The following is a 20,106-nucleotide window of genomic DNA, read 5'->3' as shown; positions in this document are numbered from 1 at the left end:
CTTTCCCCTCATGCCGTAGGGTTTTCGGTCGTGGCGCCGAATCGCAACGGGGCAGCGCCTGGGGCTCCGAAGACCGCCACGACCCGGGTCGTGACCAAGATCAACCGGACCGCGGTGCTCGACGCCATCCGCGCCTCGGGCCCGATGACGCGCCGCGACATCCAGGAGCACACCGGGCTCAGCTCGGCCACCGTGGAGCGGCTCTGCTCGTCGCTCGTCGCAGAGGGCCTGATCGTGGCGGACGGGAGCGAGCGCTCCGCGCGCGGACGTCCCGCCGTGCTCTACCGGCACGCGGGTGAGGGTCGCGTGGTCGCCGCGGTCGAGGTCTCCGCCTCCGGCGTGCGTGGCCGGCTGGTCGACCTGGACGGTCGCGTGGTCTACGTGGCGCCGGAGGTGCCGTGCGGCGACGGCGAGGCCCCCCGTGGCGTGCAGGCGACGCTGCGGGTGACGGAGGACCTGCTCGAGGAGGCGCGGACGCTGAACAAGCCGTGCCTCGCCGTCGGGGTCTCGGTGCCGGGGGCGGTGTCGACCCCCGAGGGCCGGGTGCGCAACGCGGTCGAGCTCGGGTGGTACGACCTTCCGCTCGGCGACATCCTGCGCGCGCGGCACGAGCTGCCGATCGTGATCGAGAACGACGCGAACGCCGTCGGCTACGGCGAGTGGTCCCGCGGCGCCGGTGTCGGGTCGGAGCACCTGGTCGCCTTCGTGCTCGGCAACGGCGCCGGCGCGGGCATCGTCTCCGGCGGCAAGATCCTGCGCGGCAACCGTTCCGCCGCCGGAGAGATCGGGTTCCTGCTGGCCGACCGGTCGGCCTTCGACGCCCTGTACACCCTCCAGGGCGACCTGGAGACGCGGATCGCCACGGCCAGCGGCCCCTCGGTCGGCGCGCTGCTCGACGCCGCGGTGGCGGGAGAGGCCGACGCGGTCCGGGCGGCGGCCGAGGTCTTCGACTACGTCGGCATCGCGTGCGCAGCCCTCAGCGCGGTCCTCGACCCCGAGGTGATCGTGCTCGCCGGACAGCTGGCACGGCAGCCGCAGTACTCGGTGAAGCAGGTCCGGCAGCGCCTGGTCGGCCGGATCACGTTCCTGCCGAACCTGATCGCGTCCCAGCTCGGCGACGAGGCCGCGCTGACCGGGGTCGCGCAGATCGCGATCGACCGCGCTCGCGAGTCGATCTACCTCACCTGACGGAGCGGACCCCGACCTGCGGGTCCTGACCGGCGAGCTCTCGGGCGAGGGCGAGCGCCCCGGCGGCCGGAGGCGTCCGGGCCACCACCACGTCGATCGTCGGCTCGAGCTCGGCGAGGTGGGCGCGCAGCGCAGCCTCGTAGCCGGACTGGCCCACCATGACGCCGCCGCCGACGACGACCGTGGTCCCCGTCGCGCCGCGGCCCCGCAGCCCCACGACCTCCTCGGCCAGCGTCTGGGCGGCCTCGTCGACGATCGCTCGTGCCGTCGCCGACCCGTCCTCCAGCGCCGCGAACACCTCGCGCGCGTGGCGGCCCCAGACGGCCGGACTCAGGTCGGCACGGGCCTGGGCGGCGAGCTCGGCGGCGCCCGCCACCCCGAAGGCGTCACGGACCCGCCGGTAGAGCACGTCGCCGTCGTCCTCACCGCGATCGGCGGCCTCCAGCGTCGCGCGAACCGCGCTGTGCACCAGGTCCGGCGCACTGCCGCGGTCGCCGACGGGCCAGCCGTGCCCGTCCGCGGTGATGCGGCGCCCGTCCGCGGTCGTGCCGCTGACGATGGCGCCCGTCCCGACGATCATCTCGATCGTCGCGCGGTGGTGCGTGGCGTAGCGGAGCAGGTAGGCGTCGTTCACCACGGTCACCCGGCACCCGAGGCCGGTGCGGAGCACCTCGGAGACGTGGCGCATCTGCTCGTCGGTGTCGCAGTCGTGGATGCCGGCCACGAGCACCGAGTGGGGGGTCACCTGGCCGCAGCCCTGGACCAGCTCGACCAGGCGGTGCAGGTTGTCCGGGTCGGAGAACAGGGCGCCGGATCGCCAGCGCGCGGACGGGACGACGAGGTCGGCGCAGGCTCCGGCGGAGTCCTCGGTGATCACCTGGGTCTTCGTCCCGCCGACGTCGACGCCGATGGCCACCAGGGGGTGCGAATCGCCCATGGACCTGCTCTCTCGCCTCGTGGGGTGCCGTGATGACGCTGCCATCGCTGCACATAACTACCAGACTGAGGCTAATCGCGCCAGCACAGGTCGGAGGGCCAAACTGACCCGATTCACCCATGTATCGGCGGCCTAGGGGGCCCCGGGCGCGCCGGCGCCGGCGTTACCGATTCGTTGCGACCCGGATGCTTGACCACTTTTTCGTGGTAGTGATACAAAAGGCGTCACCCGCTCGGCGCCGACGGATGTGCGACGCCGCTCCACTCCGTGAAAGAGGGGTCCGCACATGAAGCAACACGCCCGCACCGCGACCGCCGTCGTCGCCGGTGCCCTGCTCATCTCCCTGTCGGCCTGCTCCAGCGGCAACGGGAGCTCCGCCAGCTCGGCGACGTCCGCGGCGAAGAACGTCACGCTCAAGCTGGTCCAGTCCGGCGACGCCAACCAGGGCGGCGCCTTCCAGAAGCTCGCCGACGAGTACAAGGCGGAGACCGGCACCACCGTCCAGATCGTCGAGGTGCCCAGCGACAACCTGGCCACCCAGCTCCGGACCAGCGCGCAGGCCAACGACCTGCCCGACCTGGCGGCCGCCCCCAACGTGGACCCCGTCTGGAAGGACCGGATCCTCGACCTCAGCGACATCGCCAAGGCGGCGAAGGTGAAGCCGACGCTGCTGGTGCAGGACCCCGGGGACAAGAAGGTCAAGGCGCTGCCGACGACGCTGACCGCGGTCGGCATGTTCATCAACAAGACCCTCTGGGACAAGGCCGGCGTCACGTACCCGAAGGACATCTCCGGCTCCTGGACCTGGGACGACTTCCAGGCCAAGGCGGACCAGGTGCGGACCGCGACGGGCGCCAAGTACGGTGCCGTGATGGACGCCTCGGCGCACCGCATGCGCGCGTTCCTGTACCAGTTCGGCAGCGAGGGCGTCGTCGAGAGCAGCCCGGGCAACTTCACCACCAACGACAAGACGGCCCCCGCGCTGGAGTACTTCAAGAAGATGAACGACTCCGGCTTCATGCCGAAGTCGGTGTGGACCTCGGGTGACGACGCGAGCGCGGCCTTCAAGAGCGGCCAGGTGACGGCCTACATGTCCGGCGTCTGGCAGATCGCGGACTTCCAGGCCAACATCACCAACTTCGAGTGGGCGTCGGTCCCGATGCCGCAGCAGCCCGTCCGGGCCACGAACTACGGCTCGGCGTCCTGGATGGTGGCCTTCAAGGGCACCGGCCACGAGCAGCAGACGCTCGACTTCATCAAGTGGCTGTACTCGCCCGCGCACTACACCGAGTACTGCAACATCCAGGGCTGCCTGCCGGCGCTGGACGGCATCACGCCGACGTACAAGGCCAACGCCGACGCGTTCAAGCTGTACAACGACGAGATCTCCGCCTCCCCCGCCGTCTCGGCCAACCAGACCACGGACCAGCTCCGCAACGCCTACCTCGGCCGCGCGCTGACCTCCGAGCCGCTGAAGGACGAGACCATCAAGTACCTCAACGGTCAGCAGACCCTCGACCAGACGATCAAGGCGATCCTCGACTCGACCAAGAAGCAGCTGAGCTGACCCGGGCGGGGGGGGGGGGGGGCGCCCGCGAGCGCCNGGGCCCCGGGGGGGGGGGGGGGGGCCCCCGGGGGGCCCCCCCCCCGCCCTCCCGCACCCCCGGCGGCCCGCCGTACGCGCAGTCCGAGCAGAGGAGGAACGATGGACCGACCAGCGGCCACCCTGATCCGTCCGCGCGCCGGCGCGCCGGCCCGGGTCAAGCCACGCGCGACCCCCCGGTACACCGGCCCCGCGCTCGTCCTGACGGGCGGCGTCATCGCGCTGTACGCCCTGTTCTTCCTCTGGCCCGGTGTGCTGGGCCTCCTCTACAGCTTCACCAGCTACCACGGCTACGGACCGCTGCGGTTCATCGGCCTGGAGAACTACACGTCGCTGGCGACCGACCCCACGTTCTACGCCGCCCTCGGCCGCACGTTCGTCTACACCGTGTTCTCGGTGCCGCTGGGGTACGTGCTCTCCCTGACCATGGCGGTCGCCCTGACCAACGCGACCGCCAAGGGGAAGTCGGCGGCGCGGGTCATCTTCTTCCTGCCCTGGCTGGTCTCGCCGATCGTCACCGGGGTGATCTGGCGCTGGCTGTTCGGCGAGAACTTCGGCTTCGTCAACTTCGTCATCGGTGAGCTCGGCGGCCACCCGGCGCCGTGGGCCACCAACGCGAGCCTCTCCCTGCTGGTGGTGATCTTCGCCTCGGCGTGGGCAGGCGCCGCGTTCAACATGCTCCTGTTCATCTCGGCGCTGAGGAACGTGCCGGTCTCGCTGTACGAGGCCGCACAGCTCGACGGCGCGAACGCCTGGCAGCGGTTCGCCCGGATCACCATCCCGGCGATCAGGCCCACCTCGCTGCTGGTGATCCTGCTGCTGACGATGGGGCAGATGAAGGAGTTCGCCCTGATCCAGGCGCTGAACAACGGTGGACCGGGCACCCAGAACCAGCTGATCGTCCAGTACATCTACACGACGGGCTTCGCGAAGTCCCAGGTCGGGTACGCCAGCGCCGCCTCGATGGTGCTGCTGGTGATCCTGATGGCGATCGCCCTGGTCCAGATCGCCATCAGCAGGAGGAGCGAGTCATGACGACGGCGACGCAGCTCTCCCGGACCGGCGAGCAGTCCGCGACCCGCGCCACCCTCTCCCGCCGCCGGGCCTCGGCGACACGCGCCATCCCGGCCACCACGATGCTGTGGGTCCTCGCGATCCTGATGGCGTTCCCGCTGCTGTGGTTCCTGCTGTCCTCGTTCAAGGGCGGCGGTGAGCTGTTCAGCTACCCGCTCAGCTTCCTGCCACGGAAGTGGACGGTGGACGGGTACGTCCGCGCCTGGGCGCGCGTCGACTTCCTCCGCTACTTCTCCAACACCCTCGTCGTCGCCACGATCACCACGGCGCTCACGGTGTTCTTCTGCGCGACGGCCGGGTACGCGCTCGCCAAGTACCGGGCGAGGTGGCTGTCGGTGCTGTCGCTCTTCGTGCTGTCGATGACCATGCTGCCCGGCGAGGTCATCCTGAACCCGACCTTCAGCGTGGTGCTGCACCTGCACCTGTACAACAACCTGTTCGGCGTGATCCTGCCGTCGATCCTCACGCCGACCGGCGTGTTCATGTTCCGCCAGTTCTTCGTGTCGGTGCCGGACGAGCTGCTCGACGCGGCGCGGATCGACGGCTCCAGCGAGCTGTCGACGTTCTTCCGGATCATGGTCCCGCTGGCGCGGCCGATCATGCTGACGCTGGCGATCATCTCGTTCCAGTGGCGCTGGAACGACTACATCTTCCCGTTGATCATCCTGAACGACCCGCAGAAGTTCACGCTGCAGATCGCCCTGCGCTCCCTCATCGGCGCGCAGAACATCGACTGGGCGATCCTGCTCGCGGCCTCGGTGATCTCGATGGTGCCGCTGATGGTGCTGTACCTGGTGTTCCAGCGCTACATCACCAGCTCCGACATCGGCACCGGGCTGCGGGACTGAGCGGCAACCGCGTGACCCCGACGTCCGCTGCACCGTGCTCGCCGGCACTCGTCCGAGCTGCACGGGCCGCCCTCGACGCCCACCTGCTGGCCGACGGTCCGGTGGCGGCCGACGCCCCGCTGGCCGGCCATCGCGCCTGGATGCGTGCGGTGAAGGCGGCCGTCGTCGTCGGGCTGGCCGGCCAGGCGGGCGAGCGCGACGCTGCCGCCGCGTCTCGTTGGCTGTCCCGGCTCGAGGCGCTGCAGGTCGCCGACGGGCTGTTCGCGACGGGTGACAACCTCGCCTCACCACCGGACTCGGCCTTCACCATCACCGATGTCGCCGCGACCGTGGCTGCCCTGCGACGGCCGCCCGCGACGGCGGCCGCGTGGGTGGCCGGCGCCGCCGGCACCGCACTCGGTGCCCGGCTCGAGGAGGTGCTGTGCCGCGCTGTGCCCGCACTGGTCGCCGGCGGCGTCCACACCCCGAACCACCGCTGGGAGGTCGCGGGCGCCCTGGTCGGAGCCGCAGCGCTGCTGGAGGGACCTGCCGCGACGGCCGCCGTCGAACGGGCGCAGCAGTGGCTGGCCGAGGGCATCGACATCGACGCCGACGGGCTGTACTCCGAGCGCAGCGCCATCTACGCCGCCCACGTCAGCGGTCCGGCCCTGCTGCTGCTCGCGGAGCGACTGGGACGGCCCGCGCTGAGCGAGTCGGTGCACACCAACCTCCACTCGGTGCTCGACCTGTCCACGCCCCGCGGCACCACGGAGACGCTGCACTCCCGGCGGCAGGACCAGCGCGACGCCCAGTTCCCGCTCGGCCCGTTCCTCACGCTGTTCGCCCGCTTCGCGCCGACGTGCGACCGGTGCCGCGACGCCGCCGCCTGGGCACTGCGGCTGCCCGGCGTCGACCCGGTCGACGCGGTCCTGCGCTGCCTGGCCGAGGGCGACGCTGCGGCATGCCTGACGCTGGCGGACGAGCGGGCGGCCGCGGCGACCGACGCCGAGCTGGCCGCCGGGGCGCTGGGGAGCAGCGAGCGCACTTGGGGCACAGCGCGCGTGTGGCGCCGGTGGGGCGGAGCCGACTGGACACTGGTCTACGGCGGCTCGGACGTTCCGGCCGCCGGCCGGGTGGCGTCCGGGCTGGCGTGCAACCCCACCTTCCTGCGGCTGGCGCGCGGCGACGTCGAGGTGGCGTCGGTGCGGTTGTCCCGCGACTTCTTCGGTCTCGGGCCGTTCCGGGCGACCGGGTTCCACGTCGAGGGCGATCGCATCGTCCTGTCCGAGCAGCTCGCGGCGAGCTACTACCAGCCGCTGCCGGTCGACGCCCACCGGCCCGACGGTGACTACGCGCTCGAGTTCGAGGGCCGCTTCGCCTCCGCGATGGCCTTCTCGCAGCGGCCGCGCGAAGAGCTGCGGCTGGAGACCCAGGTGGTGGTCGACGTCAGCGTCGACGGCGTGGACCTCGAGGTGCGCACCGAGGGACCCGCGACCGGCCACGCCCTGGAGATCGCGTTCGCCGACGGCGTGCGGCTCGAGGGCGCGGAGCCGGTGGGACCGCAGGTGGACCGGCTCGCCGCGGGTCCCGTCGTCGTGCGCGGCGGCGACTCTGCCCTCACGGTGACGGCGCTGCCCGGCGGCGACTCCTCGCCGGCGGTGTACTCCCCCGGGGAGGCCTACGAGTTCCTCGGCGGGACCGACGCGGTGGGCGGCCGGCGCCTCTACGTCACGTGGAGCTCGCCGGGGACCCAGCGGGTCACGCTGCGCCTGCGCTGAGCCGTCGACCACGCCGGTGCCGGGTCGGGTCCGATCGGCCGGATGTGGGTGAGGATGAGATCCCGCGACCCAGGAGGAGCCATGCCCCGTCTGCGACTGCACAGCTTTTCGATCTCGCTCGACGGGTTCGGCACCGGTGAGGGCCTGACGCAGGACGCGCCCTTCGGCCACGCCGGCCAGCGCCTGCACCAGTGGATGTTCGCCACCGCGATGGGCCGCCGGATGTTCGGCCAGGACGGCGGCACCACGGGCGTGGACAACGAGCTGGCCGAGACGGCCTGGCAGGGCATCGGCGCCGAGATCATGGGCCGCCGCAAGTTCCACACCGGCACCGGACACATCCCGGAGGACTGGCACGGGTGGTGGGGGCCCAACCCGCCGTTCCACACCCCGGTGATCGTGCTGACCAGCCACCCGCGCGAGCCGCTGACCATGGAGGGCGGCACCACGTTCCACTTCCGCGACACCCCGCCGGCCGAGGCGCTGCGCGAGGCGTTCGAGCTGGCCGACGGTCAGGACGTGCGCCTGGGCGGCGGCGTCAGCACCGTGCGCGAGTTCCTCGACGCGGACCTGGTCGACGAGTTCCACATCGTCGTGGTGCCGATCGTGCTGGGCCGCGGGCAGCGGCTGTGGGACGGGCAGGAGGGGCTGGAGTCGCGGTTCGACATCCGCGTGGTGCCTGGTGACGACGGCGTCACGCACCTGGTCGGCACGCGGCGCCACTAGTCGTCCATCGATCTCTGAGGCTCCGGGTTCGGGTGGCGCTGTGCCGGCTCGGATGAGGGTGCGCTTCAGCAGGAGGAGCTCTCCGCGCCCGCTGTGAGCACCGCACTCCAAACCGACAGATTCGGCGGAGCCTCGAAGAGGGAGTCACCACTCCCCGCCGGCGAGTGACGAGTTCGTGGCAGCTCCCGTAGCAGCCCGAGGCGGTCCCGGCGTTCTGCCGATCGGGGTGGTTCATCCCCGTTTCGGCCCGGGAGCACTTCGCTTCATGGGAGTGTGCGTCCGCGACCGGAACCGGTCGAAGCACACGGACAGCTCGTTGGGGGGCGGCAATGCGCGTGCGTTGGTGGATTGCGCTCATCGCGGCGCTCTCAATCGTGGCCCTGATCGCGCTGGTGGTGCCATGGCCGTCGGGAACGCTCCGTGACGTCGCCAGCCGGTTCTCGCCTGCGGAAGGCACGGAGAACGGGCCCGGAACCTATGAGCCGAGCCGCCTGTTCTGCCTCGGGGACAACTCATGCCCGTCGGTGCACCGCTCCTGGACCGCGCCGTCCCCTGTGACAACTGAGCAGCTGCAAACTCGGATCGACGCTGCTGGCTACGACGCGAAAGTCGAAGGCAACTGCAGCTCAGGGTCCTGTATAGCCCGCGGCAGTGCACAGGGCTGGAGCGTCACCATCGTCGCATTTAGGAACGCCGGCGAGCCGGCCACAGAGGTCTCCTTGTCGGTCGGGCGCTAGCGACAACCACACCACGTTCGACCTGCGTACCACCAAACCCACTGGAGCTGCTGTGAGACTTCGTGCTGCCCTCGCGGCGCCACATCGCGCAGCTGACGTCCACCTCGACCTGAGCGCGGCTCCACCGAGCCCCGAAATGCGAGCCGCCATGCTCGGGACTCTGCGTCAGCCCGGTATGGGCGGCCATTCCATGGCAGCCGAGCCTCCGAAGCATGACCGCGCCGAAAATAAACGCTCAACACTGTGCCCTATTCGGGCCGATCGCATGCAAGTCCACATGCACGTCTGCACCATGAACGGCCCCTTGCCGGAAGGCTACGAAAGCCCTTCACACCCGACACAACTCTCCGCATGTATGCCTTTCACGTGAGGGAGACGAAGCTCACCCGTCATCAGCTTCAGAGGAGTTCAGCCGAGGGCTCGATCCACTCGCCGGGCACGAGAGCCGCGCCGCCGCGCCAGCGCTCAATCACCGCGTCCTGGAACCAATCCTCAGCCTCGTCTGCATGATCAAGCACCAGAATCTGGAAAGTCCCGTTTTGCATCCGGACGAATCGCAGTAGCTCGCTATAGAACCGCCAAAGGGCCGCCCTATCGTCATCGTTCAGCTCCGGCACGTCCACCCGTGAATCTGGCGGAAAATACACCTGCGACGGCTGGTCCAAGACCAGGAACCGGAAGACCGGAGACTGCGACTCAATAAACCGTTGGTGCAGGGCAAGCAGCGCTGCCAGGTGGTATCCAAGCCAGTTCTCCGCACTCCCAATCTCTCGAAGTTCAATCGACTCCGCTGGCGTGTCCACCACCACCGTCAGCTCGCCTACGTCGATTCTGGCTGGCGACGGAGCATGTTCCAGCTTGAGGCGTCTCGAAACCTCCGTCATCACGTGGGAAACCCTAGAGAGCACCCCATCCATTCGAACGCGCGACGCCTCGATATCCAAGTCGCGACGCAACGCGTCTATCTCTTCCCTTAAACGCTCTAGGTCCTGTCGAGCGAACGACGCTTCAATGACAGGGTTCACTGATTCCAGGTACAGCGCCAAACGTCCCCGGACGGCCGCCTGTCGGAGTGACCGCTCACGCAGAGAGTCGAACAATTCTCGGGAGGAGAGCCAACTGTTGATGGCTGCAGCGTTGAGCGAAAGACGCTCGTCCACCTCCGCGACTCTCCGCTCGTTCTCCGCCAGGAGTTGTTGCACATGGGGAACTCCTGCGGCAACCTCTCCGAGCTGACGCGAGACCTGTTCCAACTCCTCACGTACTGACCGCAACGTGTGACCAGCGTCTGCAATGGCACTCCCGCAGAGCGGACAAGAGTCCTCAGCCCGCGACTCGGGTCTCTCAACCAAATCGAGAGACATCAGGCGTTCGCGCTGAACGCGCGCCTCTCCCTCGAAGCCCACTTGGCTTCTCGCTAGCCCTCTGAGACGTTCGTTGATTACCCGAAGCTGCCCCAGCTCTTCGCGCAAGGCGCTCCGCTCCTCCTCCAGAGGAGTCAAATCGTTGAAGACTTCGCCCGAGTCCAAATCGCCAGTGGCGTCACTTCTTACCGCCCGCGACATCAATTCGGTCAAATTCCCACCCTCAGCAAGGGCCTCGACATCCTCCTCGTCGACGAGGCCGACTTGCGCCGCCTCGCGGAGCAACGTGAGGGCGCGTCCGGACTGCCCGCGCAGCGCCCGCTCGTCGTTCAGGTTCCGCTCGGCGACCCGAAGCGCACGCTCCTTCTGCTGGAGTAGGGACCGCTTTGCTACAAACATCGGGTCCACAACTCCGAGGAAGAACGGTAGAACATCGCGGATTGCCTGCGGGACCCACTCGTCCGCCTGTCCGTGGAAGAGGATGTCTGGGCTGGCAATCTCGCCCTGAGACTGAAGACAGAAGAACAGCGCGTGCTTGGGGCCGATCTCGAACTCGCGGCGGGTGCCCAGCCCTACGTCCGTCGTGACGTCTGGAATACCCATAAGCGCCCCCAAGGCGGACCGCGCGCTCCGAAGGTCATGATTCGGCTCGAGCGTTTCGACACGCAACTGGGGGCGCTCGTCGCGCGCATAGGCGCTCAGGTGAAGCTGAGTCGTCGTCCGACGTCCCGCCGACGGGGCGTTCCTCGCAAGGATGATGATTTGCGACTCGTCAACGAGTTCGACGGCATACTTGCTCACATTGTTGCGGATCACACCGGCCGCGACGTGGAACTCGTCGCTCCCAAAGCAATACGAGATGATATCGACTATGGACGACTTACCGGTCGCAGATCGACCCGTGATGATGTTTACCTCACCAAGTCGCAACTCAATCGACCGTCGGTCCCCCCTCGAATTGAAGAGGTGTATTGCGCGAATCTGAAACGTCATGGCTTCACCCCGAGGAGTGCGAGAATGGAGGACGGATCGGGATACTTGGCAAACCATCTTCCTAGGAAGCGGGCGGCACGCTGGCACTCCGCCAGATCGCCCTCCGCCCGCGCGGACGGCGGCTTGGGCAGTGGCACAGGGCCAGGCGCTAGTTCCCCGTCGTCAAATGAGACGAGGCCACGTTCTGCTCCGAGAAGAATCCCCATTCGAACGTAGGGGACGAGAGCACGCGCGAAGGGCGCGATGGTGGCCATGAGATTGGGGTTTGTCTGCACCCAGGCTCCCAAATGGGAGGCCGTGCTGTACGAGAGACGGGAGCGGACATCCGGCGCAACAGCCATCGGTATTGCTACGAATGGCAGGACGTACGGCACTCCGGCGGTGGCGCCAGCGTCGACGTGGCCGTCTATGAAGCGTCGCAGCAAGATTCCGAAGAAGGCCGGGTTGAAGAGGGCATATGCTTCACCCCTACGGAACTTCTGCACAGCCGGAGCCGTATCCGTGGCGGGCACTACTCTGCTCCTGCCGGTTCAAGTATCGCCATCAGGCGAATGACAAAGTCAGGGTGCCATCCAACGCTTAGCGTATCGGCGAGCATGTGGAGTGATCCGCGAATTAGGAAGCGCTCCGTACAAAGGGTCCGAATGGGGGGAGCGAGAGCGTCCTCAACCCAGTCGTAGACCGTTCGGGCGGCGTGGACCTTTTCGACTTCGCCCGCTTCAGGACCGAGGTCGTCCGCGACTCGATCGAAGATGAGTTTCCATTCCTCGACCAGCCGGTTTTCGTACAGTTCGAGGTCATTGGGATAGAGAAGACCTTGGCGCAGCCACTGCGAGCGCTGCGCAAAAGCTCGAAGGTAGTCATTGACGGCCGTCCTTACTCGCGCTTCTGAGACATTCGCCATGCGAGCTTGGCGGACATACGTCTTCGCCTCATAGAAGGACGCGTCGGCGTCTCTCTGGCCCTCGATCTGCGGGTCAACAGGAAGATCGTCTGGGTTAAGGAAGCGTATGCGCATCGAGGATATGTACGCATCGACTTCCTCACCGGCGATATAGTTACCGGGCCCTGCAGCAAGTAGTTGTAGACACCTCTGAAACCACCATCCCTCAAGCATCTCGAGGAACGATGCGGCGTGCATCCGACCGGCCGACAGCGTTGCGAGCTCCGTGAGCAACGAGCCAGTATCCGCAATATCTGGCGCATCGGGTACAACCGTTATTGCCGCCAGGAGGGCTTGCCGCGCTGCCGCGTCAAGTGCATTCCAGGCGGCGTAGGCGCGTTCTCTCGCCGGCGACTTTCCCGGGGACCCACTAGCGATTGAGGTGAGGCGGGACTCGGCGAGATCCTCGTGCCGGCCATCTGATTCCCCAAGCCAGGAAGCCACCGTCCCCTTCGCTGTACCTGCCGTTGTCACCAAGGTGAGGCGTGCTCGGTTCAGGTCTAGGCGGCCACCGCGGAGCGCCTCAGCCCAAACGCGAAGAGTCTTCCAGAGATCATCGCCGGAATCCTGGAGGACGGTACCTGGCTGGTGGTGTTTCAGTTGCTGGTATTCGAGACCAGACGGTCCGTGGAACTCGACGTCGTCAGCTGACTCGATGGCGATCTGCCAGTCTGCGGTTCGGCTGAGTTCTCTCCAGGCGCGAAGTAGGGCACGTCTGAACTGATATGCGTAACCGAGCGCAGCAGCCGCAGCCCTGTACGGATTGTCCGGTTGCGCCATCGGGTCCCCCTCCGCCCTGCGAAGCGCAGACTACAGATGGCGCCATGTCGTGTCAGCAGTTTCGGCGAAGCAGCAACGTGCGGCGCCTTGGGTGACGGAACGGGCGCGAGCATTCTCGTGCCCACGTTGGCGACGACGCCCGTGGTCTTAGCGCGGCAGCGGGTGCACGGGGAGCCACGGCCAGAGGTGGACGGCCACGTGGTTGTGGCAAGGCGTAGCCCGTAGCGGCCTTCGGGAGGTCCGCTGGAGGCCGCGAGGAGCTCCCAACTTGCGTGTGCGGTGCGCCACAACCGTGTTGTTGCTGATGCCTGACGGGTCTATTCCCACCGGCCGGGTGTTGGGGGCGATGTCCGACCCACCCCTGAAGTCGCCCCGAAAGCTCCCCGCCTCGAGAAGCACGAGACGCCGGAGTGACGCGTCGCATCGCGCGGCCACTCGGGGCGACACCGCTCACCGCCGCCGGAGCCTGGTTCTGGGGCGGACACAGCCAGCGACCAGGTGGACGCGCGTCAGTTGGGCCTGCGGCCGCTACCAGTTGCACCGGGGGGGCCACGGAGACCGCTGTCAGACCCCCGAGGCAAGGTGTCCTTGTGGACCACGATGCCTTGTACGGGGCGGTACTGACCACGAGCCCGTTCATCTTGTTGACGGTCTCGCGTGGGATCGTCTTCGGACCGCTTCCAGCGGGGGGTCGACACCGGGCGTGGAAACTCCAGCGCTGGGTTCTGATCAACGACCTAGCCGGAGCACTCCTAATCTCCGCCGCGGCCGTGTACTCGATGCTCGTTCTAGGTGGCGTCGTCAGCAGCGGTCTCGCCGTCAGGAACCTCGTCGTGAGCGCAGGTGCGCTCAGCGTTCTCCTGGTTCTGCTCCACGTCGCCTACGACATCGTGTCCGCGCATCTGGCCGAACGCGAGGCGGGCAGTGCACCACGCGTCGACGAGGAGAGCAACCCCCAGCGAGGCGCATCGCGCGCGGTTGCCGCGACCCCGCCGCCGAGACCCCCGTTTGCTTGAGGGAGCTTCGGTGCGCCTGGGCGGATTCGAACCGCCGACACCCGCTTTAGGAGAGCGGTGCTCTATCCCCTGAGCTACAGGCGCTCGGGTCCGCCTCGGCCGTGGTGACCGGCGCAGATCCGCGTCAAGGGTACTGGCCGGCACTCCGCGGCCGCGCCAGCGCGCCGGCTGGTACGTCAGCTCGCGCTGGTACGGCACATTCCATGCGAGCGCCGGGGCCGTCCCCAGGTCACTCGGTAGGCTTCGCGAGGTGCTGATCCTGCTGTCCCCGGCGAAGTCGCTGGACTTCGAGTCCCGGCCGCCACGGGTGGCGGCGTCCCAACCTCGACTGCTGGCCCAGGCCGAACAGCTGGCGGCGGTCATGCGCACCAAGTCGGTGGCCCACCTGGCCGCACTCGCGCACATCTCCGACGAGCTGGCCGTTCTCAACGCCGAACGGTGGGCGTCCTTCGCCACCCCGTTCACGGCGCGCAACGCCCGTTCTGCAGTCCTGGCGTTCAACGGGGAGGTCTACCAGGGCCTGAACGTACGCGAGCGGTTCGGCACCCGTGACTACACCGAGGCCCAGAAGACGGTGCGGATCCTGTCCGGGCTGTATGGCGTCCTCCGGCCCCTGGACCTGATCCAGCCCTACCGGCTGGAGATGGGCACGCGCCTGGCCACGGGGCGAGGGCGCTCTCTGTACGACTGGTGGGGCGGCACCATCACCGACGTGCTGCGCGACGACCTGGCCGCCGCTCCGGGGGCGGACGCGGTGCTGAACCTGGCCTCTGCGGAGTACTTCGGCGCCGTCCGGACCGATCACCTCGGAGCCCCGGTGGTCTCGCCTCGGTTCGAGGACACCGACGCCCGCGGCCGGCGGAGCGTGGTGTCGTTCTACGCCAAGCGAGCGCGTGGCGAGCTGGCCGCGTGGCTCGTGCTCAACCGCGTTCGCACGCCCGGCGCGCTGAAGGACTTCGACGGCGCGGGCTACCGGTACGACGAGGCCGCGTCCACCCGGTCTGTGCCCGTGTTCGTCCGCGGCTTCGCCGACCGTCCCTGAACCGGGCCGCCCGTCACGACGACGTCAGCACCACCAACTGCTGCGTCGCCCGGGTCATCGCCACGTAGCGATCCACCGCGCCTGACACCCCGTCGCCGAACCGGTCCGGGTGCACCAGCACCACCAGGTCGAACTCGAGTCCCTTGGCCAGCACCGGGGTCAGCCAGCGCACCCGCGGGCCGGCGTCGAACGACGGCGTCCCGGTGCCGATCACGCACACCACGCCCTCGTCGTGCGCACCCAGCCACTCCTCCACCAGCGACCGCAGCCCGGACACCGGCCCCCGCGCCACCGGCACCCCGGAGGCGCGCACCGACGTCGGCACGTTCGCGTCCGGGATCGCCGCGCGGATCACCGGCTCAGCCTCGGCCATCACCTCCTGCGGCGTGCGGTAGTTGATGGTCAGCGTCGACTCCCGGACCGCCCCCAGGCCCACGCGGGTCAGCCGCTCGGCCCACGACTCGGTGAACCCGTGCCGCGCCTGCGCCCGGTCACCGACGATCGTCAGGCTCCGCGACGGGCAGCGGGCCAGCAGCATCTGCCACTGCGCGTCGGTCAGCTCCTGCGCCTCGTCCACCACGATGTGGGCGAACGGGCCCGCGAGCACATCGGCGTCGGCGTCCGGCAGCGCGGCGTCGTCGTCCAGGGCGTTCTGCAGGTCGGCGCCCTTGAGCATCGACATCACCATCATCTCGGAGTCGTCGGCCTCGATCAGGTGCTCGGTGACGCGAGCCCGCTCCTCCCGCTCGGCGGCGCGCAGGGCGTCCCGTTCATGACGACGCCGCGAGGCCTGCGGGTCACCTAGCCGGCGCCGCGCCGCGTCCAGCAGGGGCAGGTCGGGGACGGTCCACGCCTGGGCGTCGGCACGCTGCAGCGTCCGGATCTCGTCGGGCGACAGCCACGGCGCGCACAGCCGCAGGTAGGCGGGCACGGTCCACAGGTCGCCCACCACGTCGGTGGATTCCAGCAGCGGCCACGCACGGCGGAAGGTGGAGACGAGGTCCCGGTCCTGGCGCATCGCGCGCGCGACGTCGTCGGGCGGGACCTCGTCCAGCCGGTCAGCGACGATCGCCACGAGCTGCTCCCAGATCTCGTCGCGCGCCTCGTTGTGCGGGGTGCCGGGGTCGGCGGCGTCGAACGCCTCGGCCCAGTCCTCCGGCGCCAGCCGCACGTCGGCCCACGGCGTCTCCACCGTGAACGCACCGGTCGGCGGGCGCTCGTAGAAGGCGACGGCCGGCTCGACGGCCCGCACCATCGCGGCCGACTGCTTCAGCAGCGCGACCTGCGCATCCGCCTCCTCGGCGGCATCGGCGCCCTCGGGCAGCAGGTCGCGCAGCGTGCAGGTGCGCACACCCTCCTCGCCGAGGCTGGGCAGCACGTCCTCGACGTAGGCGAGGTACGGCTGGTGCGGCCCGACGAACAGCACGCCGCCGTGGTGCCGGCCCACGCGGCTGTCCGAGTAGAGCAGGTAGGCGGTGCGGTGCAGCGCCACCACCGTCTTGCCCGTGCCGGGACCGCCGTCGACCACCAGCGCACCGGCCGACCCCGCGCGGATGATCGCGTCCTGGTCGGCGGCGATGGTGGCCAGCACGTCCCGCATCCGCGCCGACCGGCTGGCGCCGAGGCTGGCGATGAAGGCGGACTCGTCGTCGGGCGCCTCCTGCGCGGCGTGCCCGTCGTCCGCCGCCGTCCCGTCCGGGCCGAACACCTCGTCCCAGTAGTCGCTGATCCGCCCGCCGGTCCACCGGTACCGACGACGGCTGACCAGGCCCATCGGGTCCGCCCGGGTCGCGCCGAAGTACGGCTCGGCCGCCGGCGACCGCCAGTCGACCAGCAGCTGCCGCCCCTGCTGGTCGGTCAGCCCCAGGCGTCCGACGAAGACGGGCTCGCCGCCGCCCGCCGGCACCATGCGACCCAGGCAGAGGTCGATGCCGTACGAGCGCAGCACGCGCAGCCGTGCCGAGAGGTGGTGGATCAGCTGGTCCCGCTCGACGGCCTCTTGGCCGAGGGTCGCCGGCGGGCGACGCTGCTGGTCGAGGCGGTCCTCGAGGTCGGTGCGCTGGCGGTCGAGCTCGGCGTCGATGGCGGCGAAGTGCCGCTCGTCGTCGGCCGTGCGGGCCGGGGATGCCTTGGCGGCGAGCCGGTCGGGCAGGGCGAAGGCAGAGGTGAGGGACTGGGTCACGGCATGGGCTCCCGGGGCGACGGGGTGGGTGCGCGGGCCGTCGGGCGACGCGGCCGCACATCGTCCGCCCTGATGGGGGCCTTGCCGCAAGACCCCCTGTGCTCTATATGTTGAAAGTGGCGGAGAGGCGCTGATGCGTGTGGAAGCAGTTCCCGCTTCTCCGATCGGAGCCTCACCGGCATGACGGTGGACGGACCACGGGTCATCGGGTCCATGAGGGGCTCAGCGTGCTTCATCGACCTCGGGTTCGGCTCGCAGCGCTTCGTGGTCCCGGACGGCATGGCGGTGCTCGTCGCGGATGCAGCCGGCGTGCATGTGAACCTCCGGCCACCATGGTTCGAGAAGCTCACGCGGGCGACGATCAACGGACCGTTCAGCCGCTTCCGGCGTGAGGACTTCTGGTACGGCCGCTGGGACGAGATCGTCAGCGTCCGCGTTGCGGGGCTGGCCATGGTGCTAGAGAACTCCGGGCGCGAGCGCTGCTACTTCGCCGCCCAGACTCCGAGCGAGATGAATGCATGCCTCGGCGAGCTGGCTGCCCACGGTGTCCCGATGCAGACCGTTCGCTCGGTGTACTGGGAGATGTTCCGCCGGCGGCGGAAGCTTCACCGGTGAATCCGTTCGACGAGCTGCCGTGCGAGGGAAGCAGCGCTCAGGAAGGCGCGAGCCTCACCGCGCGGGTCGGTGCGACCTTCGACCGGTGGCCTGCGATCACGTGGCCCCTGCTGAACCTCGAGATCGGGGCATCGCACGTCACACTCGCGGCCCGGCGCGGATTCAGTGCACTTGTGTGCCGCGTCGTGGGGCTGACCTACGTGCCCGGACTCGAGCACCGGAAGGTCCTGTGGATTGCCCGACGAACGGATGTGACGATCATCAAGCGTCGCTCGGCGTCGGTGGATGTGCGCCGGGCCAGCGACGGCGCCGTTCTACGGATCGACGCCGACCGTCCCGATATCAAACGGCGGTCGGCAGATTGACGCCGCGCGGGGCCGAGTGCAGCACCAGGGCCATCACCACGATCAGCAGCACCGCAGCGCTCCCCGCGGCCAGGCCCGTCGGCAGGGTGTGCGCCGTCGAGATCGCACCCACGGCCAGCGCGCTGGCGGCCTGCATCGCGTAGGCGAACAGGTACGCGGTCGACGTGGCAGCCGCCCGGTGATGAGGCGGCCCCGCGGCGATCACCGCCGAGATCCCGGCGGAGAACAGCAGCCCGTATCCCGCTCCCCCCACGGCGGAGGCGCCGACCAGCATCCACAGCTGGCGCACGTCGCCGGACGCGATCATCAGCGTCTGCCCGCACACCACCGCGACGGCTCCGCCGATCAGCGCCGACCTCGGGTTCACGTCGCGCGCGACGATCGCCACCGCGCCGATGGCCACCGCCGACGCCGCCAGCACGAGGCCGGTGACGGTCGCGTCTGTCGAGCCGACCACGTCCCGCGCGTACTGCGCACCGACCCCGAGGTACACCGCGCCCAGGCAGTAGGCGGCGGAGATGGCGAGGGCCCCGGCGAGGAAGCTCCGCCGAGGTCGGGGAACCACCACCGGCTGGAACCGCCAGCGCGGCGCCGCGGCCGGGCGGTCGTCGGGCAGGCGCCCGACCAGCAGCAGGACCGCGACGATCGCCGCCACCAGCACCTCGAAGGGCACCTGACGCGGGTGCGGCCAGTCCTGGACGGCCGCACCGCCCAGCACCAGCGCGGTGACCAGACCCACCGACGAGGCGACGGTGACCACCGAGCCGCCGTGCCCGTCTTGCCCGGGCTGTCCGTCGTGCCCAGGCCCAGCGAGCCCGCGCTCCCGGCCCGGCGACCGACCCGCCTCCACCGTCGCGGCCCCGAGCGACGCCCCGACACCCAGGCCCATCAACGCCCGCCCCGCCACGAGCACGCCCAGACCGGGTGCGACCGCGAGCGCCAGGGCGCCGAGCCCGAGCAGCACGAGGCCGACGAGCATCGCGCGGCGCCCGCCCGTGACGTCGGAGAGGTTCCCCAGCACCAGCAGCGCCAGGATCATCGCTGCCGGGTAGGTGGCGAAGGCCACCGTCGTCTCGAGGGTGCTCAGGTGCCACGCCGAGATGTAGAGCGGGTAGATGAGCGTCGGCGCGGCCGACGCCCAGAGCGCCAGCATCACCACCGCTGCCCCGGCGATGCGGGCCGGGGCCCGCCGTCGGGACGCGCTCACCGGCCGCCCGCCACCGGCGCGCCGAGCTGCGGGTACAGCGCCTCGAGCGGTCCGGACAGCGCCGCTCGCACGTCGCGGCTCACCTGGTCGACCAGCACCTCACGTTCGCCCGCCTCGACCGCGTCCCAGATCGCCGCCACCACGTCCGCTGGGTCGTTCTTCTCCACGTCGAGCCCGGCGATCAGGGGCGTGTCGGTGTAGCCGAGGTGGGCGCCCAGCACCTGGGTCCCCTGCGGCGCCAGCTCCAGCCGCAGCGAGTTGGTCAGCGACCACAGCGCCGCCTTCGACGCGGAGTAGGCGCCGGCGATCCCCAGCCAGCTGAGCACCGACGCCACGTCGACCAGCGCGCCGCCACCGTTGCGGCCCAGCACCGGCGCGAAGGCCTTGGCCACCCGGAGCGCTCCGAACACGTTGGTGGCGAACACCCGCTCGACCTCGCACACGGGCGATCCCAGCAACGACCCGGCGCCGTGGATGCCGGCGTTGTTCACGACGACCGTCACGTCGGTGGCCGCCTGCACCGCTGCGGCGACGCTCTCGTCGTCCGTGACGTCGAGGCGGAGCGGCACTATGCGCGCGTCGTCCCACTGCTGCGGCGACCGCGCCGTGGCGTAGACCCTGGCGGCGCCGCGGGCCAGGGCCTGCGCGACGAACTCCCGTCCGAGGCCGCCCTGCGCGCCCGTCACCAGTACGACCGAGCCCTCGACCTGTGCCATGGTTCCTCCTCGC

Annotated in this window: 17 protein-coding genes and 1 tRNA gene; 10 read left to right on the top strand and 8 right to left on the bottom strand. The window is 69.6% G+C overall.

From position 1 onward, the window contains the following. Positions 1 to 90 precede the first annotated feature (90 nt). On the top strand, positions 91 to 1,188 hold the full coding sequence (locus tag ACFQTY_RS09985) for an ROK family protein (RefSeq protein WP_378099914.1): 1,098 nt from the start codon (positions 91 to 93) through the stop codon (positions 1,186 to 1,188). On the opposite strand, the gene ACFQTY_RS09980 is transcribed toward ACFQTY_RS09985, so the two are convergent. Further along, a complete protein-coding gene (locus ACFQTY_RS09980; protein WP_378099912.1) occupies positions 1,181 to 2,125 on the bottom strand; it encodes a BadF/BadG/BcrA/BcrD ATPase family protein in 945 nt (314 codons plus the stop codon). The genes ACFQTY_RS09985 and ACFQTY_RS09980 overlap by 8 nt on opposite strands. 286 nt (positions 2,126 to 2,411) lie before the next feature. Here ACFQTY_RS09980 and ACFQTY_RS09975 point away from each other — a divergent pair, with 286 nt between their 5' ends. The 5 genes from ACFQTY_RS09975 (at position 2,412) to ACFQTY_RS09955 (ending at position 8,133) form a co-directional block, all read left to right on the top strand. Beyond that, a complete protein-coding gene (locus tag ACFQTY_RS09975; protein ID WP_378099910.1) occupies positions 2,412 to 3,692 on the top strand; it encodes an ABC transporter substrate-binding protein in 1,281 nt (426 codons plus the stop codon). Positions 3,693 to 3,830: 138 nt separating this feature from the next. After that, a complete protein-coding gene (locus ACFQTY_RS09970; RefSeq protein ID WP_378099908.1) occupies positions 3,831 to 4,763 on the top strand; it encodes a carbohydrate ABC transporter permease in 933 nt (310 codons plus the stop codon). After that, entirely contained in the window at positions 4,760 to 5,650 is an 891-nt protein-coding gene (locus tag ACFQTY_RS09965; protein WP_378099906.1) for a carbohydrate ABC transporter permease, read from the top strand. The genes ACFQTY_RS09970 and ACFQTY_RS09965 overlap by 4 nt, the downstream gene beginning before the upstream one ends. Positions 5,651 to 5,661: 11 nt before the next feature. After that, a complete protein-coding gene (locus ACFQTY_RS09960; RefSeq protein WP_378099904.1) occupies positions 5,662 to 7,407 on the top strand; it encodes a hypothetical protein in 1,746 nt (581 codons plus the stop codon). 81 nt (positions 7,408 to 7,488) lie between these two features. Then, entirely contained in the window at positions 7,489 to 8,133 is a 645-nt protein-coding gene (locus ACFQTY_RS09955; protein WP_378099902.1) for a dihydrofolate reductase family protein, read from the top strand. 1,135 nt (positions 8,134 to 9,268) lie between these two features. Here ACFQTY_RS09955 and ACFQTY_RS09950 read toward each other — a convergent pair. Genes ACFQTY_RS09950 through ACFQTY_RS09940 form a run of 3 tightly spaced genes read right to left on the bottom strand, consistent with a single transcriptional unit; the run spans position 9,269 to position 12,950 of the window. Then, positions 9,269 to 11,227 carry a DUF3732 domain-containing protein gene (locus ACFQTY_RS09950; protein WP_378099900.1) on the bottom strand — a complete coding sequence of 653 codons (1,959 nt, stop codon included), beginning with the start codon at positions 11,225 to 11,227 and terminating at the stop codon, positions 9,269 to 9,271. After that, entirely contained in the window at positions 11,224 to 11,712 is a 489-nt protein-coding gene (locus tag ACFQTY_RS09945) for a three component ABC system middle component (RefSeq protein WP_378099898.1), read from the bottom strand. Before ACFQTY_RS09945 ends, ACFQTY_RS09950 begins: the two co-directional genes overlap by 4 nt. Positions 11,713 to 11,738: 26 nt before the next feature. Then, positions 11,739 to 12,950 carry an ABC-three component system protein gene (locus tag ACFQTY_RS09940; RefSeq protein WP_378099896.1) on the bottom strand — a complete coding sequence of 404 codons (1,212 nt, stop codon included), beginning with the start codon at positions 12,948 to 12,950 and terminating at the stop codon, positions 11,739 to 11,741. A 590-nt stretch (positions 12,951 to 13,540) separates the two neighbouring features. On the opposite strand from ACFQTY_RS09940, the gene ACFQTY_RS09935 reads away from it, so the two are divergent. Beyond that, positions 13,541 to 13,966, top strand: a complete 426-nt coding sequence (locus ACFQTY_RS09935) for a hypothetical protein (RefSeq protein WP_378099894.1) — start codon at positions 13,541 to 13,543, stop codon at positions 13,964 to 13,966. Positions 13,967 to 13,977: 11 nt separating this feature from the next. On the opposite strand, the gene ACFQTY_RS09930 is transcribed toward ACFQTY_RS09935, so the two are convergent. Next, positions 13,978 to 14,050, bottom strand: a tRNA-Arg gene (locus ACFQTY_RS09930). Positions 14,051 to 14,216: 166 nt separating this feature from the next. Between ACFQTY_RS09930 and yaaA the strand changes: the two genes are divergently transcribed. Continuing rightward, positions 14,217 to 15,008, top strand: a complete 792-nt coding sequence (yaaA, locus tag ACFQTY_RS09925; protein ID WP_378099892.1) for a peroxide stress protein YaaA — start codon at positions 14,217 to 14,219, stop codon at positions 15,006 to 15,008. A gap of 13 nt (positions 15,009 to 15,021) precedes the next feature. On the opposite strand, the gene helR is transcribed toward yaaA, so the two are convergent. After that, positions 15,022 to 17,190, bottom strand: coding sequence for an RNA polymerase recycling motor ATPase HelR (gene helR / locus ACFQTY_RS09920; protein WP_378099890.1), 2,169 nt, complete (start codon positions 17,188 to 17,190; stop codon positions 15,022 to 15,024). A gap of 180 nt (positions 17,191 to 17,370) precedes the next feature. Between helR and ACFQTY_RS09915 the strand changes: the two genes are divergently transcribed. Both ACFQTY_RS09915 and ACFQTY_RS09910 read left to right on the top strand, forming a co-directional pair. After that, a complete protein-coding gene (locus tag ACFQTY_RS09915) occupies positions 17,371 to 17,805 on the top strand; it encodes a hypothetical protein (RefSeq protein ID WP_378099888.1) in 435 nt (144 codons plus the stop codon). Beyond that, entirely contained in the window at positions 17,802 to 18,170 is a 369-nt protein-coding gene (locus tag ACFQTY_RS09910) for a hypothetical protein (RefSeq protein ID WP_378099886.1), read from the top strand. The genes ACFQTY_RS09915 and ACFQTY_RS09910 overlap by 4 nt, the downstream gene beginning before the upstream one ends. Here ACFQTY_RS09910 and ACFQTY_RS09905 read toward each other — a convergent pair. Both ACFQTY_RS09905 and ACFQTY_RS09900 read right to left on the bottom strand, forming a co-directional pair. Continuing rightward, on the bottom strand, positions 18,148 to 19,377 hold the full coding sequence (locus ACFQTY_RS09905) for an MFS transporter (protein WP_378099884.1): 1,230 nt from the start codon (positions 19,375 to 19,377) through the stop codon (positions 18,148 to 18,150). The two genes, ACFQTY_RS09910 and ACFQTY_RS09905, sit on opposite strands and share 23 nt — an antisense overlap. Further along, on the bottom strand, positions 19,374 to 20,093 hold the full coding sequence (locus ACFQTY_RS09900) for an SDR family oxidoreductase (protein ID WP_378099882.1): 720 nt from the start codon (positions 20,091 to 20,093) through the stop codon (positions 19,374 to 19,376). Before ACFQTY_RS09900 ends, ACFQTY_RS09905 begins: the two co-directional genes overlap by 4 nt. Positions 20,094 to 20,106 lie beyond the last annotated feature (13 nt).

This window comes from Cellulomonas sp. T2.31MG-18 (assembly GCF_964266755.1).
Classification (GTDB): Bacteria; Actinomycetota; Actinomycetes; order Actinomycetales; family Cellulomonadaceae; genus Cellulomonas.
Note: the sequence above shows the minus strand (reverse complement) of the source record. Positions and strands in the feature narration are given on the sequence as shown.